Origin of the sequence: Aeromicrobium yanjiei (genome assembly GCF_009649075.1) — a bacterium.
GTDB lineage: Bacteria > Actinomycetota > Actinomycetes > Propionibacteriales > Nocardioidaceae > Aeromicrobium > Aeromicrobium yanjiei.
This window is the reverse complement of record NZ_CP045737.1, coordinates 497,188-512,025: the sequence shown is the minus strand read 5'-3', so window position 1 is coordinate 512,025 and position 14,838 is coordinate 497,188. Positions and strand designations below refer to the sequence as shown.

The window sequence follows — 14,838 nt, the reverse complement described above, 5'->3', positions numbered from 1 at the left end:
CCTGCCCCCGTGACACGAAGGACGCCATGACCCCGCCGGACAGCCTCGACTCGTTCCACGCCGTGATCCCCGCCGGAGGCGCCGGCACCCGGCTCTGGCCACTGTCGCGGGCCGGGCGACCCAAGTTCCTGCTCGACCTCGACGGCTCGGGGCGCTCGCTGCTCCAGCAGACCTGGGACCGCCTGCGCGAGCTGGTGCCGGCCGAGCGCATCCACGTCGTCACCGGCGCCGCGCACGCCGACGCGATCTGCGAGCAGCTGCCCGAGCTGACCGGTCTGCTGGTCGAGCCCTCGCCCCGGGACTCCATGCCCGCGATCGGGCTTGCCGCCGCGGTGATCGGCGCATCGGACCCCGACGCCATCATCGGCTCGTTCGCCGCGGACCACGTGATCGAGGGGCAGGAGGCGTTCGCGGCCGCGATCACGCAGGCCGTCGCCGTCGCCGGCACGGGCCTGATCACCACGATCGGCATCGCACCGACCGGTCCGTCGACCGCATTCGGCTACATCGAGTCAGGCCGGCAGCTCGACGTCCCCGGGGCGCCGTCCGCGCAGGCCGTCGCCGCCTTCGTGGAGAAGCCCGACGCCGAGACCGCGGCTGCGTACGTCGCGGGCGGCGCGCACAGCTGGAACGGCGGCATGTTCGTGACCCGCACCGACGTGCTGCTCGGTCACCTCGCGCGGCTCCAGCCCGGACTGCACCAGGGACTCGCCGAGATCGCCCGTGCCTGGGGAGGCGACCGACAGCAGGACGTCCTCGAGGCCACGTGGCCGCGCCTGACCAAGATCGCGATCGACCACGCAGTCGCCGAGCCGGTGTCCCTCGAGGGCGGCATGGCCGTGGTGCCCGGAACGTTCGGCTGGGACGACGTGGGCGACTTCGCCGCGCTGCAGGACGTCGGCACCGGCTCGTCCCCCGACACCGTCTGGGTCGACGCGAGCGGTCTGGCGATCGCGGCGGACCACACGACGATCGCCGTCGTCGGTCTCGACGACGTGGTCGTCGTGCGGACCGCCGACGCGCTGCTCGTGACGACCCGCGCGCACGCCCAGCGGGTCAAGGACGTGGTCGCCGAGCTCAAGGAGCGCGGCCGCACCGACCTCGTGTAGTCCTAGGTGGCCGGCCCGTCGACCTGCTCGGCCTGGCCGGACCCGTCCATGCGGCGACCACGACGCACCCGGCGCTCGCCGCCCGGCAGCACCAGGTCGACGAGCTCGGCCGTCGGCGCGTCCGGGTCTGGCGTGTAGGCCTGGGCGACCTCTCCGGTGCCCAGCACCCGCACGTCACCGTCGTCCGGACCGGCGTACATCGAGTCGCCGCGCGCGAGCTTGAGGTGGTCCCCCGCACCGTTGACGAGCTCGACCTCGCCGCCCGTGCACACCACGATGCGGTGCGGTGCGGGAGGCAGCAGGACGCCCTCGGGCTCGGCCTTGGACGACTGGGTGACCGCGAGCGCGAACTCGCGCACGTCGGGGTTGAAGATGTCGGTCGAGAAGCCGAAGGGCTCGGGCGTCACGCGCGCGAGCCGCGACATGCCGCGCTCGAGGCACTTGACGAGGCCCGCGGGGTTGAGCGGCTTGGTGGTCAGACCGGCGCGCAGCACGTTGTCGGAGGCGGCCATGATCTCCAGGCACATCCCCTTGAGGTGCGCGTGGATGATGCCGGCGCCCAGGAACGCTGCCTCACCGGGCTGCAGCGTCAGCCGGTTGAGGGTCAGCGAGATGATCACGCCGACGTCCTCGGGATAGTGCTCGGCGATCTCGACCGCCGTGACGTACGCCCGCTTGACGTCGATGCCCGCGTTCACGAGCTCGCGGCACGCCTCGACGACCGCCGTGATCTCGTCCGCACCGATGCCCTCGGTCAGCAGCCGCTCGACGAGCCGGATGATCCCCCGGAAGCCCGGGGACGCGCGAAGGTCCTCACCCAGGCTGCGCGCCAGCGGCGTGTCGATGCCGTGCAGCACCCGCAGGATCTCGGCGGTCGGCCGGAACCCCACCAGCGTGTCGAAGGTCGTCAGCGCGTACGCCATCTCGGGCTTGTGGTGCGGATCGCGGTACGTCCGCTCAGGTGCGTCGAGCGGGACCCCGGCGGAGTCCTCGTCGGCGTAGCCGGCCTGGGCCATCGCCTGGCTCGGGTGCACCTGCAGGGACAGCGGCCGGTCGGCCGCCAAGATCTTGAACAGGAACGGCAGCTCCCCGGAGACCTCCGCGAGCGGGACCCGCTCGGGCGTGTCCAGGGTCGACGGCCCCAGCGGATGCGTTCCCATCCAGATCTCGGCCAGCGGCGAGCCGTCCGGCGACTCCCCGAGGAACTGCGGGATGTCAGAGGTGGAGCCCCAGTGGTAGCGCCGCGAGGCGTTGTCCAGCAGATACATGGGCGACCTTTGTGAGGGAAGGGGTCGGTGGGGCCCAGCCAGTCTAGTGGTGAAGCCTCACTTGTGCCGCGGCTTCCGAGCGGGCTTGCCGCTCGATCCCTTCGACTCGTACGAACCCTTGTCCGGCGCCTTGGACGGGTAGGGCCGGTTCTCGTGCGACCTCTTCGGGGGCGGGTTGCCCTTGCGGTCCTCGCGGGTGCGGCGGATCGGCGGCCCGCTGTCGGGCTGCAGGTCGATCAGCTTGCCCGAGATGCGGGTGTTGGCCAGCGCCTCGAAGACGGCGTCCGGCAGGTCCGCCGGGAGCTCCACGAGCGTGTGGTCCTGGCCGATCGTGATCTTGCCGAAGTCCGAGCGCTTGAGGCTGCCCTCGTTGGCCAGTGCACCGACGATCGCGGACGGGCCGATCTTGTGGCGCTTGCCGACCGCGACGCGGTAGACCGCAGCGCCCTCGGCGGGGAGCCGGTCGCTGCGATCGAAGCCTGCGGGCTTCTTGCGGGGCTCGAAGTCGCGATCGCGCTCGCGTGCGGGCTTCTTGGGCGGATCGGGACGCAGGAAGAACTCCTTGTCCGTCTGGCTCATGACCGCAAGGGCTGCTGCGACGTCGGTCATCGACACGTCGTTCTCGCTCGCGTACTCCTCGACGAGCGAGCGGAACGCGTGGAACTGCGGCGAGCCCATGCTCGAGGTGATCGCCTGGGCGAAGCGGCCCGCGCGACGCTCGTTGACCTCTTCGGCGGACGGGACGGACATCTCCTCGACGGGGCGGCCCGAGACCTTCTCGATCGCCGAGAGCATGCGGCGCTCGCGGGGGGTGACGAACAGGATCGCCTCGCCCGTGCGGCCGGCGCGGCCCGTGCGACCGATGCGGTGGACGTACGCCTCGGTGTCGTGCGGGATGTCGTAGTTGACGACGTGCGTGATGCGCTCGACGTCCAGGCCACGGGCCGCGACGTCGGTCGCGACGATGATGTCGATCTGCCCGGACTTGAGCTGCGAGACCGTGCGCTCGCGCTGGGCCTGGACCAGGTCGCCGTTGAGGGCTGCCGCGGTGTAGCCGCGGGCGCGCAGCTTCTCGGCGAGCTCCTCGGTGGCCGACTTGGTGCGGACGAACACGATCATGCCGTCGCCGGTCTCGACCTCGAGCAGACGCGTCAGGGCATCGACCTTGTGGTGGTGGGAGACCTGGATCCAGCGCTGGCGGACCGTGGTCGTCGACGTCGTCGCCTTGGGCGTCGCGATGTCGACCGGGTCGTGGAGGTACTTCTTGGCCAGGCTGCGGATCATCTTGGGCATGGTCGCCGAGAACAGGGCGACCTGCTTGTACTCAGGCGTGTCCGCGAGGATGCGCTCGACGTCCTCGGCGAAGCCCATGTTGAGCATCTCGTCGGCCTCGTCGAGCACGAGGAACTCCAGCGCAGTCAGGTCGAGGCTGCCCCGCTCCAGGTGGTCGATGACGCGGCCGGGGGTGCCGACCACGATGTGCGCGCCGCGCTGCAGGCCCTGCAACTGGAAGCCGTAGCCCTGTCCTCCGTAGACCGGCAGGACCCGGATGCCCGGGAGGTTGACCGCGTACGTCGTGATGGCCTCGCACACCTGGAGCGCGAGCTCACGGGTCGGCGCGAGGACGATGGCCTGCGTCTTGCTGTTCTTCGGGTCGATCTTCTGCAGGATCGGCAGCGCGAAGGCGGCCGTCTTGCCGGTGCCCGTCTGCGCGAGACCCACGACGTCCTTGCCCTCGAGCAGGGTGGGGATCGCGCGGGACTGGATCGGGGTCGGCGTCTCGTACCCGAGCGAGCCGAGGCGCTCGACGAGGGTGTCGATGAGGCCGAGATCGGCGAAGGTGGGCGTGTCGACGGAAAGGTCGGATGTCATGCATTCTCCTGGGTAGACGGCGCGGGACCGGATCGGTCGAGAGTCCCGTCAGACCGATCGACAGCCCCAAATGCATGCCCAGGTCGCGGGAGGAAACGTACGCGCTCGACCCCACGATATCGGTCCCGCGCCGCTGGGGCGAAACTCACGGGACGTGTGATCGGACTCAGTGGCTGTCGGCGGTGACCAGGGCGTTGAGCCGGGTGCTGATCGTCGCGACCGCCTCCGCGATCTGGTCCGCGATCGCGCGGTGCACCTCGGGGCCCCGGCGGTAGGGGTCGCCGATGTCGATCTCGGCCGGCGCGAGGCTGCGCTGCTGCGCAGCCTGTGCGACGAGCTCGCGCGGGCTGTCGGCCGTCACGATGCCGCTCAGTGCAGCGAACTCGACGAGGGTGAAGCTGCGGCGCAGGGCCTGCGGGCTGAGGCCGAGGACGTCGGAGCGGTGGGTCCGGGTCGCGGTCAGGATCAGGTCGGCGGAGTCCACGAGGTAGGAGCCGATCGGGTGGGAGCGAAATCCCTCCGCGGAGTGGCCGAGGCGCTCGAGCTCGGCCGCCGCGGACGCGTCCATCGGCTTGCGGTCCCAGCCCTGGACCCCGGCGCTCGCGACCTCGTAGCGCGAGTCGTCGAGCTGGGCCTGCAGCAGCATCTCCATCATCGGGGAGCGGCAGATGTTGGCCGTGCAGACGGCGAGGATGCCGAACCGGGGGGCGCTCATGACAGCACCGGCCTGACGTGCAGCCCGGCCTCGGGGTCCACCAGCACCTCTTGGGACGCGGCCACCCCGTCGGCCTCGAGGGTCGCGGCCACGTCGACGTTGCGCTTGATCAGCGCGAAGGCGATCGGGCCGAGCTCGTGGTGCCGTGCGGCGGTGCCGACGAAGCCGACGCGGACGCCGTCCAGCAGGACGTCCGAGCCGTGCGGGGGGAGGTGGTCGACCGAGCCGTCGAGGTGCAGGCGCACGAGCCGGCGGGGCGGCCGGCCGAGGGTGTGGACGCGGGCGACGGTCTCCTGGCCGCGGTAGCAGCCCTTGTCGAGGTGCACCGCGACGCCGAGCAGGCCCGCCTCGTTGGGGATCGTGCGGTCGTCGGTGTCCAGACCCGCCCGGACGCGTCCGGCCTCGATGCGCAGCGCCTCCCAGGCCCACATGCCGACGGGGTCGCCGAGCTCGTCCGGCAGGTCGGGGAGCGAGGCGCGGGGCACGATCCGCCAGGCCAGGCCGGGCAGCCCGATGACGGACCACTCGTGGGAGACGAGGGCCACCTCGACGCGCAGCATGAAGCGCATGCGGTCGAGGAACTCCACGAGCGCCGCACCCGCGCCGGGCTCGGTGTGCGCCCAGAAGGTCTCGCCGTCGTCCACGCCCGAGAAGGCGTGCTCGATGCGGCCCTGCGGGGTCAGCAGCAGCACCTCGGTCGGGACGCCTGGCGCGAGACCCTCGAGGAACTGTGTCGTCAGGGAGTGCAGCCAGGTCAGCCGGTCGGGGCCGCTGATCGTGACGACGTCGCGGTGCGAGAGGTCAACGAACGTGCCGCCCTGCACGAGGCGGCGCTGCTCGGCCGAGATCGCGCCGTAGTGGGCCGCGACGCCGCCGTCCGGGGCGTCGCCGGGCACGGCACCGGGGAGGGCGAGGAGTGGGCTGCTGTCAGACACGCTTGAGCCGCCCCCACAGGTGCGACTGCATCTCCTGGCCCTCGGCCGCCATGTCCTGCGCGTACATCAGGTCGCCCTCGACCAGCCCGTACATGCGCTGTCCAGCGGTGTACTCCTTGGCCGTGGACGTGCGAGCGACCAGATCGGTCGCCAACGTGATCCGCGGACCGTCCACCTCTCCGTACCAGACCTCGGCGTAGCCGGTGGGGTGAGCGAGGACGAGCTCGAGCTGATTGCCGCCGGCCGGCCGCAGGAAGCCGGTCTCGATGGCTCCGGGACGCAACCGCTCCCCCGCCTCGTCGGTGATCCACGTGCGGCTGAAGTAGTGCAGGAACGGCCGGGTGTCGTGCGCGAACACGACGTCCTGCTCGTACGAGAACGGCTCGATCGTGGGGTAGTCGCCCTGGCCGTTGCCGTGCCAGTTGCCGAGCAACCACACCACAGGCATGAGGTCGGGGTGGAGGTCGGACGGGATCTCGAACGGCATGGATTCCAGTCTACTGGGCGCGGCTACGCTCGACGCATGAGAGCCGTCGTGCAGCGAGTCACACGTGCCCAGGTCGACGTCGCGGGCGAGACGGTGGGCGAGATCGGTCCGGGGCTCATGGTCCTGCTCGGGGTCACCCACGACGACACCGCCGAGGTGGCCGGGCGGCTCGCGGCCAAGATCTGGGGGCTGCGCATCATGCAGGACGAGCAGTCCGCCTCCGACCTCGACGCGGGCATCCTGGTCGTCAGCCAGTTCACCCTCTACGGCGATGCGCGCAAGGGGCGGCGCCCCAGCTGGACGGCCGCCGCACCCGGGCCGGTTGCCGAGCCGCTCTACGACGAGTTCTGCGCCGCCCTGCGGCGACTCGGCGCGACCGTGGCGGAGGGGGTCTTCGGCGCGGACATGCAGATCTCGCTGGTCAACGACGGCCCGACGACACTGATCCTCGAGATGTGAGCAACGACAGCGAGGTGCGCCCGGCCGGAGCCGGGCACACCTCGCTGTCGTGCTGTCGTGGCTGTCGTGGCTCAGACCGCGACCGCGACCTCCGCGACGACGCCCTTGGCGGCCGTCACGGTGTTGTCGACCGAGACCGCCTTGGGAGCCAGCGTGCGCAGGGTCCACTCGCCGGGGCCGGCGAAGAAGCGGAACTGACCCGTGGCCGAGGTCGGGACCTCGGCGGTGAACTCGCCCGTGCGGTCGAGCAGACGCACGTACGCGTTGCCGACCGGCTGGCCGTCACGCGTGACGACGCCCTGGATCACGGCCTGGTTCGCCACGTCGACGCCCTCGAGGGAGGGGCCGCCCTTGACTGCCCCGCACATCAGGCGACACCCGGCTCGTCGCCGAGCGCGACGGGGACGCCACGAAGGGACCCGTACTCGCTCCACGAGCCGTCGTAGTTCTTGACGTTCTCGAGGCCCAGGATCTCCTTGAGCACGAACCAGGTGTGCGAGCTGCGCTCGCCGATGCGGCAGTACGCGATCGTGTCCTTGCCGTCCTCGAGACCCGCGTCCGCGTAGAGGGCCTTGAGCTCCTCGTCGCTGCGGAACGTCCCGTCGTCGTTGGCGGCCTTGCTCCACGGCACGTTGCCGGCCGTGGGGATGTGACCGCCGATCTGGGCGGCCTCCTGCGGCAGGTGCGCGGGGGCCAGCAGGCGGCCGGCGAACTCGTCGGGGCTGCGCACGTCGATCAGGTTCTTGGTGCCGATCGCCTCGATGACCTCGTCGCGGTAGGCGCGGATCGAGGTGTCCGCCTCCTTCGCGGTGTAGGTCGTGGCCGGGCGCTCGGCGACGTCGGTCGTCAGCTCACGCGAGTCCAGCTCCCACTTCTTGCGGCCGCCGTCGAGCAGGCGCAGGTTCTCGTGGCCGTAGTACTTGAGGTACCAGTAGGCGTAGGCCGCGAACCAGTTGTTGTTGCCGCCGTAGAAGACGAGCGTGTCGTCGTTGGCGATGCCCTTGGCCGACAACAGCTCCTCGAGCTTCTCCTTGGTGACGAAGTCGTGACGCACGCCGTCCTGGAGGTCCTTCTTCCAGTCGAGCTTGACGGCACCGGGGATGTGCCCCTTGTCGTACGCCTCGGCGTCCTCGTCGACCTCGACCAGGACGACCTTCGGGTCGTTCAGGTGCTCCTCGACCCAGTCTGCTGTGACGAGCGCGGATTCGCGGCTCATGCTTACCTCCGTTGTGCCCGAGCGGGCGTTGGTTGGACGTTCGTGAAGTGGTTGAGTGGTGGTTCAGGCGCCGGCCGGCGCGAGCCGGCGCAGCGCGAGGTACATCTCGCAGCCGAGGCACAGGCCCACGACTGCGTTGAGCAGGGCCGCGACGAGCGCGAGGCCCGTCGCGACGAGGGACACGGTCGTCGCTCCCGCCAGCAGTGCGACGAGGGCGACGCCGGTGAAGGTCAGGCCCACGACCTGCGCGAAGCGCGGCGGACGGGCGTCCTCCCGCACGAGCGGCGGGCCGATGCGTGGCAGCACGAGCCGCCGGTACAGCACCGCGTAGGGCGAGGCACCGAGGCCCACGAACGCGGCCAGCGCGAACACCACGACCTGGACCGCGAGCAGCACGGCGCGCACGGGCTCCGCAGGGATCAGCAGCACCGCCGCGAGGACCGCCGCCGTGATGCCGGCGACGACCCGCAGACCACGTGGGTCCACCTGGAGGGGCTGGGACATGATGCTCCTGCGAACGGGACGGCACGACCTGGACGTGCAGGTGTGCCCGGGCTGATGGGCGTCGAGATCAGCGCGCGCGACACAGCGACGAGCGCGTACGGCAGTTGTCCACTGCACGTCGGCGCGTCAGGTGTGTCGTCCGGAACATGGCTCCACAGTAGAGGCACCGGTCGCCGAACACCCGCACCGATTCCACCATGTGGACATGTGTCCCGCATGTCGAGACGCCAGAGCTTCTACCGAGCGTCGACAGCGCGGTTGAGCGCCGCCATCACCTGCTCGCGACGCGGGAGGCCGGAGGCGCGGGTCGTCACGGCACCGCGGGCGTCCAGCACCAGGACGGTGGGGGTGCGCATGATGCCCATCTCCCGCACCAGGTCGAGGTGCTCCTCGGCGTCGATCTCCACCGTGGTGACCCCGTCGACCTTCGAGGCGATGTCGGCCAGCAGGACGCGCGTCGCCCGACACGGGCTGCAGAACGCACTCGAGAACTGCACCAGCGTGGCGCGCTCGCCGAGCGGTGCGCCGATCCGGCCGGGCGTCATGACCTCGCGATCGTCAGCGACCTGCGAGAACCGGCCGTTCTTCCATCGCATCGCCAGCGCTGCGGCGGCCGCGACCACGACGGAGACGAGCAGGACGACGACTCCGATCACCGTGACAGCGTACGCCGCACAGTCGCGGAGCCGCGACGGCTCAGAGGTTGGGCAGCGTCAGGAGCTGGCCGCCGACGTAGACCAGCGGTGCCGCGAGGGCGACGGCCATGGCGCCGGGGAATCCCCAGCTCGCCGCGGCGTGGGCGCGGCCACGGGCGATCGCCCGGCCGACGATCTGTCCCAGCACGGCCGCGAGGGCCACGGCGGGACCGACGACGACGCCGAAGTAGACCGTCATGGAGGAGTCGACGACCGCCGCGACCGCCGCGCCCGCTCCTGCGCCGGCCAGCGTCGCGAGGCTCAGGCAGATCCACCGGTCGACCGGCAGCGTCCAGGCGAGGAGACCGCCCGCGACGCCCGCAGCACCGACCGCGACCACCTCGGGCCCGTCGACCGAGTGCACCGCGCTGACCCATCCGGACGCCAGGGCGGCCACGACCGCCAACAGCACGGCGTAGCCGACGGACTGGACCAGGTGCGTACGCCCGTCGCGCCGCAGCATCTGGGCCACCAGCGCCACGAGCAGGGCGGCGGCGACGGCCGGGAGGACGCCCCCCACCATGCCGGTGCTGGTCGCGCCCACCACGTCGGGCGAGGTGCCGGCCGCGCCGGACAGCAGATCGGGCTCGAGCGTCAGGACCGTCGCGACGACGCCGGCCACCACGACCGGGACGAAGCGAGGCGACGGGATCGAGCGGTGCGTCGCGTCGAAGATGCCCGGGGCGGCCCCGATCATGACCTGCACCAGGAGCAGCGCTGCGCCCAGGACCCACGGGTCGGTGTACGCCGCCAGCGTGATGACTCCGACGAGGGCGACGGAGAACAGCGTGGATCCGAGTCTGGGCACCCCCGCATGATGCCAGTCGAGCGGTCAGCCGCCCGCGAACGGCGGCAGGAACTCCACGTGGACCCCGCGCGGGAGATCGACCTGGGCAGGATCCTTGGCCCCCACCGGCGTCTCGCCGACGAGGATCGAGCAGATCGAGATGACGTCGTCGAACCGGTCCCGGTCGCGGTGCCGGCGGCTGATCTCGTCGAGCAGCTCGGCCAGCGTCAGGGCGGCGACAGTCTCCTCGGCGACGCCTGCGGCCGAGCGCGCAGCGGCCCAGTAGCGAACTGTGACGTCATTCTCATTCGCGTCATCTTGTGGCAATTGATCGGACACATGTCGTATTCTCGTGCATGCAACGAGGCCACGGTGATTCACCATGGCCTCTTCGCATATCTGCACACTGTGCAAGCATGCTTGCCGCACGAATCGCAGCACCGGAGGCCGACGCCATGTCCCACCTGCTCCTGCTCACCAAGAGCACGCAATCGTCCGTCGAGGTGCTGCCCGCGCTCGCGCTGCTGCCCCACCACGTCAAGATCCTCCCCGCCGAGGCGAGCGCCCTGCTGGACGCACCACCGTGTGACGCGGTGCTGGTCGACGGGCGCCACGACCTCGCGCAGGTCCGCAGCCTGACCCGGGTCATCCGCACCACCGGTGTCGAGTGCCCGCTGATCCTCATCCTCACCGAGGGCGGCCTGGCCGTGGCCGCCTCCGACTGGGGCATGGACGACGTCATCCTCACGACGGCCGGCCCCGCCGAGCTCGAGGCCCGCCTGCGCCTCGGCGTCGGCCGCATCGCCGCCAGCTCGGTCGGCGACAACGAGAGCCACGTCATCTCCTCCAGCGGCCTGGTCGTCGACGACGCGACGTACACCGCGAAGCTCGAGAACCGCACGCTCGACCTGACGTTCAAGGAGTTCGAGCTGCTCAAGTTCCTCGCGCAGCACCCCGGACGGGTCTTCACCCGCCAGCAGCTGCTGCAGGAGGTGTGGGGCTACGACTACTTCGGCGGCACCCGCACGGTCGACGTCCACGTGCGCCGCCTGCGCGCGAAGCTCGGGACCGACAACGAGACGCTCATCGGCACCGTGCGCAACGTCGGGTACCGCTTCGTCGCGACCAAGTCCGAGCCTGCTCGCGACAGCGCCGACGTCACGGCCTGAGAGGGTGGGCGCATGGCCCATCTGACTGCCCAAGGACTCCTCGACCTCGTCCTCGACGAGGGATCGTTCGAGTCGTGGGACGAGCCCGTCGACCACAGCCGTCTCGACCCGACGTACCAGCAGGAGCTCCGCGCCGCGGCCGAGCGCGCCGGCACCGACGAGTCGGTGCTGACCGGACGGGGCCTCATGCGCGGGCGGCCGGTCGCGGTCGTCGTCAACGAGTTCCGCTTCCTGGCCGGCTCGATCGGCCGGGCCTCGGCGCTGCGCATCGTCGCGGCGGTGCGCCGGGCGACGGCCGAGGGCATCCCCGTCCTGGCCACGACCGCGTCCGGCGGGACGCGCATGCAGGAGGGCACCCCGGCGTTCGTCCACATGGTCGACATCACCCGCGCGATCATGGACCACCGCGCGGCCGGACTGCCGTACCTGATCTACCTGCGCCACCCCACGACCGGCGGAGTGTTCGCCTCGTGGGGCTCGCTGGCCCACATCACGATCGCGGAGCCGGGTGCGCTCATCGGCTTCCTCGGCCCCAAGGTCTACGAGATCATGGAGGGCAAGCCCTTCCCTCCCGGCGTGCAGGTCGCCGAGAACCTCGCCGACCGCGGGATCATCGACGCCGTGGTGCTGCCCGACGAGCTGCCGCTGCTGGTCGACCGGGCCCTGAGCCTGCTGGTCGATCCGCCGACGCGGCGCACGCGTGAGCTCCGGACCGCCGAGGTCCGGCACGAGCGCTCCGCGTGGGAGTCGATCCAGATCACCCGCGGCCCCCGCCGCGCGGGCGTGCGCGAGGTGCTCCGCTACGGCAGCGACGCGACCGTGCGCCTCCAGGGCACCGAGAAGGGCGAGCGCGACAGCGCGATGATCGTGGCCCTCGCCCGCATCGACGGTCAGCCGTGCGTCGTGATCGGTCAGGACCGCACGACGCAGACCCGGTTCAAGCCGATGGGCCCGGCCGCCCTTCGCGAGGCCCGCCGCGGGATGCGGCTGGCCAACGAGCTGCGGCTGCCCCTCGTCTCGTTCATCGACACCCCGGGAGCAGAGCTGTCGCCCGAGGCCGAGCAGGGCGCGATCGCGGGTGAGATCGCGCGCTGCATCAGCTGGATGTCGACGATGACCGTGCCGACGGTCTCGGTCCTGCTCGGCCAGGGGTGCGGCGGCGGAGCGCTCGCGCTGCTGCCGGCGGACGTCGTGATCGCGGCGGAGAACGCATGGCTGTCGCCGCTGCCGCCCGAGGGAGCCAGCGCGATCGTGCACGGCGATCTCGAGCACGCGGCCGAGATGGCAGCGGCCCAGCGGGTCGGCGCCCTCGACCTGCTGCACAATGGCACGGTGCACCACATCGTCCCCGAGCCGGCCGGCGACACCCCCGAGGCGTTCGCCCGGGCGATGGCCGCCGAGATCGGCGCGCAGCTCGTGGCGCTGAGGTCCCGATGAGCCTCCTGGACCTGGCCGAGCGGGCGACGCAGGCCGACGGCGTCGCGCCGTTCAACGAGGCGAGCCTCTTCGCGCTGCGCGAGGGCGCCCGGGCCCGGGTGCTGGTGCAGCAGTCCGACCGGTCCGGTGCGATCGTCGGCGCGGCGTACGCGGTCGGCGACGCCCCGGTCGAGATCGTCGTCGACCCCGATCGCCGTCGCGAGGGCATCGGACGCCGCATCCTCGACGAGCTCGTGGCCGACGGCGAGGAGAAGTTCTGGGCGCACGGCGACCTGCCTGGCGCGCAGGCGCTCGCCGCAGCGGCAGGACTCACGGTCGCTCGCGAGCTGCTCGTGCTGCGCCTGACGTTCGACGGCCCGCCGGCCCCCGAGCGCGAGATCGACGGCGTCACGCTGCGGACGTACCGACCCGACGACGCCGAGGCGATCCTGTCCGTCAACGCGCGGGCGTTCGCGCACCACCCCGAGCAGGGGGCCATGGACCGGGCCGACCTGGACCGCCGGATGGCCTCGGACTGGTTCGATCCCGCGGGCCTCTTCGTGGCCGAGCGCGACGGCCGCGTCATCGGCTTCCACTGGACCAAGGTCGAGGACGGGATCGGCGAGGTCTACGTCGTCGGCATCGACCCCGACGCCCAAGGCGGCGGTCTCGGCACCGCGTTGACGGCCCGGGGACTGCGGCACCTGCACGAGCAGGGCCTGCCGGTCGTCGACCTCTACGTCGAGGGCGACAACGCCCCCGCGCTCAAGGTCTACCGCAATCTCGGCTTCCGCGACCACAAGAAGGACGTCCTCTACTCCACCCACCGCTGACGCGCGCCTCCCGTCCGCTGAAGCGCGCCCCCCGTCCGCTGAAGCGCGCCCCCCGTCCGCTGAAGCGCGCCCCCCGTCCGCTGAAGCGCGGCCCCGGTGCGCTGAGGCGCGGCTCCCGTATGCGGACCGGCGACTCCGAGCCTCCCCTCGGCGATCCGGAGGCGCGCGTCAGCGGCCCGGAGGCGCGCGTCAGCGATCCGGAGCCTCCCCTCGGCGGCCCGGAGGCGCGCGTCAGCGTTTGGGGTGGGTCAGGAGAGGCCGCGCTGGAGGGCTGCGGCGGCGCGGCGGACGGCCTTGGGTGCGGTGCGGCCGATCGCGACCATGTTGACGAAGCCGTGGATCAGACCGTCCTCGCGGACGTGCTCGACCGGGACCCCGGCCTCGCGCAGCTTCTCGGCGTACGCATCGCCCTCGTCGAGAAGCGGGTCGAAGCCCGCCGTCACGACGTACGCCGGCGCGACGCCGGAGACGTCTCCGTAGAGCGGCGAGAGGCGAGGATCGGACCTGTCCTCCCCACCCACGAGGTAGTTCTCCTCCGCGAGGTCCATGAACGCCTTGGTGAGGAAGAAGCCCTCGGCGTACGTGGTGCGGCTGGGGGCCCGGTTGAGGAAGTCCGTCACCGGATAGATCAGCAGCTGGAACGCCGGAGCGCTCGCCGAGCCGGCGGTCTGCTGCGCGACCACCGCGGCGAGATTGCCGCCCGCGCTGTCGCCGCCGACCGCGATGCGGTCGGGATCGATGCCCAGCCCCGGCGCGTGCTCCACGATCCAGCTCCACGCTGCCAGGACGTCGTCGACCGCGGCCGGGAACGGCGCTTCCGGGGCCAGGCGGTAGTCGACCGCGACGACCCGCACCTGCGCCTCCTCCGCCAGGAACCGGCACGTCGCGTCGTGGCTCTCGAGGTCGCCGTAGATCCAGCCGCCGCCATGGAAGAACACGAGCGCTGGCGCCCGCCCGGTCAGCCCGCGCGGGGTGTAGAAGCGCAGGCCCAGCGGGCCGCCGGGACCGTCGATCGTGCGATCCGTGATGGCGCCGATCGGCTGGTTGCCGCCCGCAAGCCTCGACGAGGACACAATGATCCGGCGCCCCCGGCTGATCGCGACGGACTCGGCCGCCGGTCCCTCGAGTCGCTGGAGGCGAAGCAGCAGCTGCATCTCGGGGTCGAGCGTACGGCCGTTGACGACGACCGGTGGGCCTGCCAGACGAGCGATCGCGGGACGCGGCAGCTGCATCAGAGCGCGGGCGGAGGCACCCCGCGCGGCGCCGATGAGCTGGGGAACGAGTGCCATGCGGTCACGCTAGTGCCTGAGGAGGTCCGCGCGGTCCTTGTTCAGGCCGCGTTCACGTTGATCTGCCACTCTGGACAGGTGGAC

The 14,838-nt window shown here is 71.6% G+C and carries 17 protein-coding genes; 5 read left to right on the top strand and 12 right to left on the bottom strand.

Annotation, left to right across the window (positions count from 1 at the left end; all coding sequences use genetic code 11):
• Window positions 1-26: 26 nt before the first annotated feature.
• Window positions 27-1,109: a mannose-1-phosphate guanylyltransferase gene (locus GEV26_RS02730; RefSeq protein WP_153651642.1), complete on the top strand. Its 1,083-nt coding sequence runs from the start codon at window positions 27-29 to the stop codon at window positions 1,107-1,109.
• A gap of 2 nt (window positions 1,110-1,111) precedes the next feature.
• On the opposite strand, the gene manA is transcribed toward GEV26_RS02730, so the two are convergent.
• From manA to GEV26_RS02705, 5 genes are all read right to left on the bottom strand, one after another.
• Entirely contained in the window at window positions 1,112-2,377 is a 1,266-nt protein-coding gene (gene manA / locus GEV26_RS02725) for a mannose-6-phosphate isomerase, class I (protein ID WP_153651641.1), read from the bottom strand.
• A 57-nt stretch (window positions 2,378-2,434) separates the two neighbouring features.
• Complete coding sequence (locus GEV26_RS02720; protein WP_153651640.1) at window positions 2,435-4,249, bottom strand: DEAD/DEAH box helicase; 1,815 nt, start codon at window positions 4,247-4,249, stop codon at window positions 2,435-2,437.
• 166 nt (window positions 4,250-4,415) lie between these two features.
• Window positions 4,416-4,964, bottom strand: coding sequence for an arsenate reductase/protein-tyrosine-phosphatase family protein (locus GEV26_RS02715; RefSeq protein ID WP_153651639.1), 549 nt, complete (start codon window positions 4,962-4,964; stop codon window positions 4,416-4,418).
• Entirely contained in the window at window positions 4,961-5,899 is a 939-nt protein-coding gene (ygfZ, locus tag GEV26_RS02710; RefSeq protein WP_153651638.1) for a CAF17-like 4Fe-4S cluster assembly/insertion protein YgfZ, read from the bottom strand. Before ygfZ ends, GEV26_RS02715 begins: the two co-directional genes overlap by 4 nt.
• Window positions 5,892-6,386, bottom strand: coding sequence for a heme-binding beta-barrel domain-containing protein (locus GEV26_RS02705; protein ID WP_153651637.1), 495 nt, complete (start codon window positions 6,384-6,386; stop codon window positions 5,892-5,894). Before GEV26_RS02705 ends, ygfZ begins: the two co-directional genes overlap by 8 nt.
• A gap of 36 nt (window positions 6,387-6,422) precedes the next feature.
• Between GEV26_RS02705 and dtd the strand changes: the two genes are divergently transcribed.
• A complete protein-coding gene (dtd, locus tag GEV26_RS02700) occupies window positions 6,423-6,845 on the top strand; it encodes a D-aminoacyl-tRNA deacylase (protein WP_153651636.1) in 423 nt (140 codons plus the stop codon).
• Window positions 6,846-6,916: 71 nt separating this feature from the next.
• On the opposite strand, the gene GEV26_RS02695 is transcribed toward dtd, so the two are convergent.
• The 6 genes from GEV26_RS02695 to GEV26_RS02670 all read right to left on the bottom strand — a co-directional run bounded on the left by GEV26_RS02695 (window position 6,917) and on the right by GEV26_RS02670 (window position 10,386).
• Window positions 6,917-7,213, bottom strand: coding sequence for a DUF1416 domain-containing protein (locus GEV26_RS02695; protein ID WP_153651635.1), 297 nt, complete (start codon window positions 7,211-7,213; stop codon window positions 6,917-6,919).
• Window positions 7,213-8,061, bottom strand: coding sequence for a sulfurtransferase (locus GEV26_RS02690; RefSeq protein WP_153651634.1), 849 nt, complete (start codon window positions 8,059-8,061; stop codon window positions 7,213-7,215). Before GEV26_RS02690 ends, GEV26_RS02695 begins: the two co-directional genes overlap by 1 nt.
• Window positions 8,062-8,124: 63 nt before the next feature.
• Window positions 8,125-8,565 carry a DUF4395 domain-containing protein gene (locus tag GEV26_RS02685; protein ID WP_153651633.1) on the bottom strand — a complete coding sequence of 147 codons (441 nt, stop codon included), beginning with the start codon at window positions 8,563-8,565 and terminating at the stop codon, window positions 8,125-8,127.
• Between the two features lie 236 nt (window positions 8,566-8,801).
• Window positions 8,802-9,221 carry a thioredoxin family protein gene (locus tag GEV26_RS02680; protein WP_243838869.1) on the bottom strand — a complete coding sequence of 140 codons (420 nt, stop codon included), beginning with the start codon at window positions 9,219-9,221 and terminating at the stop codon, window positions 8,802-8,804.
• A gap of 40 nt (window positions 9,222-9,261) precedes the next feature.
• The gene (locus tag GEV26_RS02675) at window positions 9,262-10,068 is read right to left on the bottom strand and encodes a hypothetical protein (protein WP_153651632.1); all 807 of its coding nucleotides are present in this window, start codon (window positions 10,066-10,068) and stop codon (window positions 9,262-9,264) included.
• 24 nt (window positions 10,069-10,092) lie between these two features.
• Entirely contained in the window at window positions 10,093-10,386 is a 294-nt protein-coding gene (locus GEV26_RS02670) for a MoaD/ThiS family protein (protein WP_243838867.1), read from the bottom strand.
• Window positions 10,387-10,502: 116 nt separating this feature from the next.
• Between GEV26_RS02670 and GEV26_RS02665 the strand changes: the two genes are divergently transcribed.
• Genes GEV26_RS02665 through mshD form a run of 3 tightly spaced genes read left to right on the top strand, consistent with a single transcriptional unit; the run spans window position 10,503 to window position 13,465 of the window.
• Window positions 10,503-11,216, top strand: coding sequence for a winged helix-turn-helix transcriptional regulator (locus GEV26_RS02665; protein ID WP_153654931.1), 714 nt, complete (start codon window positions 10,503-10,505; stop codon window positions 11,214-11,216).
• A 12-nt stretch (window positions 11,217-11,228) separates the two neighbouring features.
• Complete coding sequence (locus GEV26_RS02660; protein WP_153651630.1) at window positions 11,229-12,653, top strand: carboxyl transferase domain-containing protein; 1,425 nt, start codon at window positions 11,229-11,231, stop codon at window positions 12,651-12,653.
• A complete protein-coding gene (mshD, locus tag GEV26_RS02655; RefSeq protein WP_153651629.1) occupies window positions 12,650-13,465 on the top strand; it encodes a mycothiol synthase in 816 nt (271 codons plus the stop codon). The genes GEV26_RS02660 and mshD overlap by 4 nt, the downstream gene beginning before the upstream one ends.
• A 248-nt stretch (window positions 13,466-13,713) precedes the next feature.
• Here the strand turns inward: mshD and GEV26_RS02650 are convergent, their stop codons facing one another.
• A complete protein-coding gene (locus GEV26_RS02650) occupies window positions 13,714-14,754 on the bottom strand; it encodes an alpha/beta hydrolase (protein WP_153651628.1) in 1,041 nt (346 codons plus the stop codon).
• Between the last annotated feature and the right edge of the window lie 84 nt (window positions 14,755-14,838).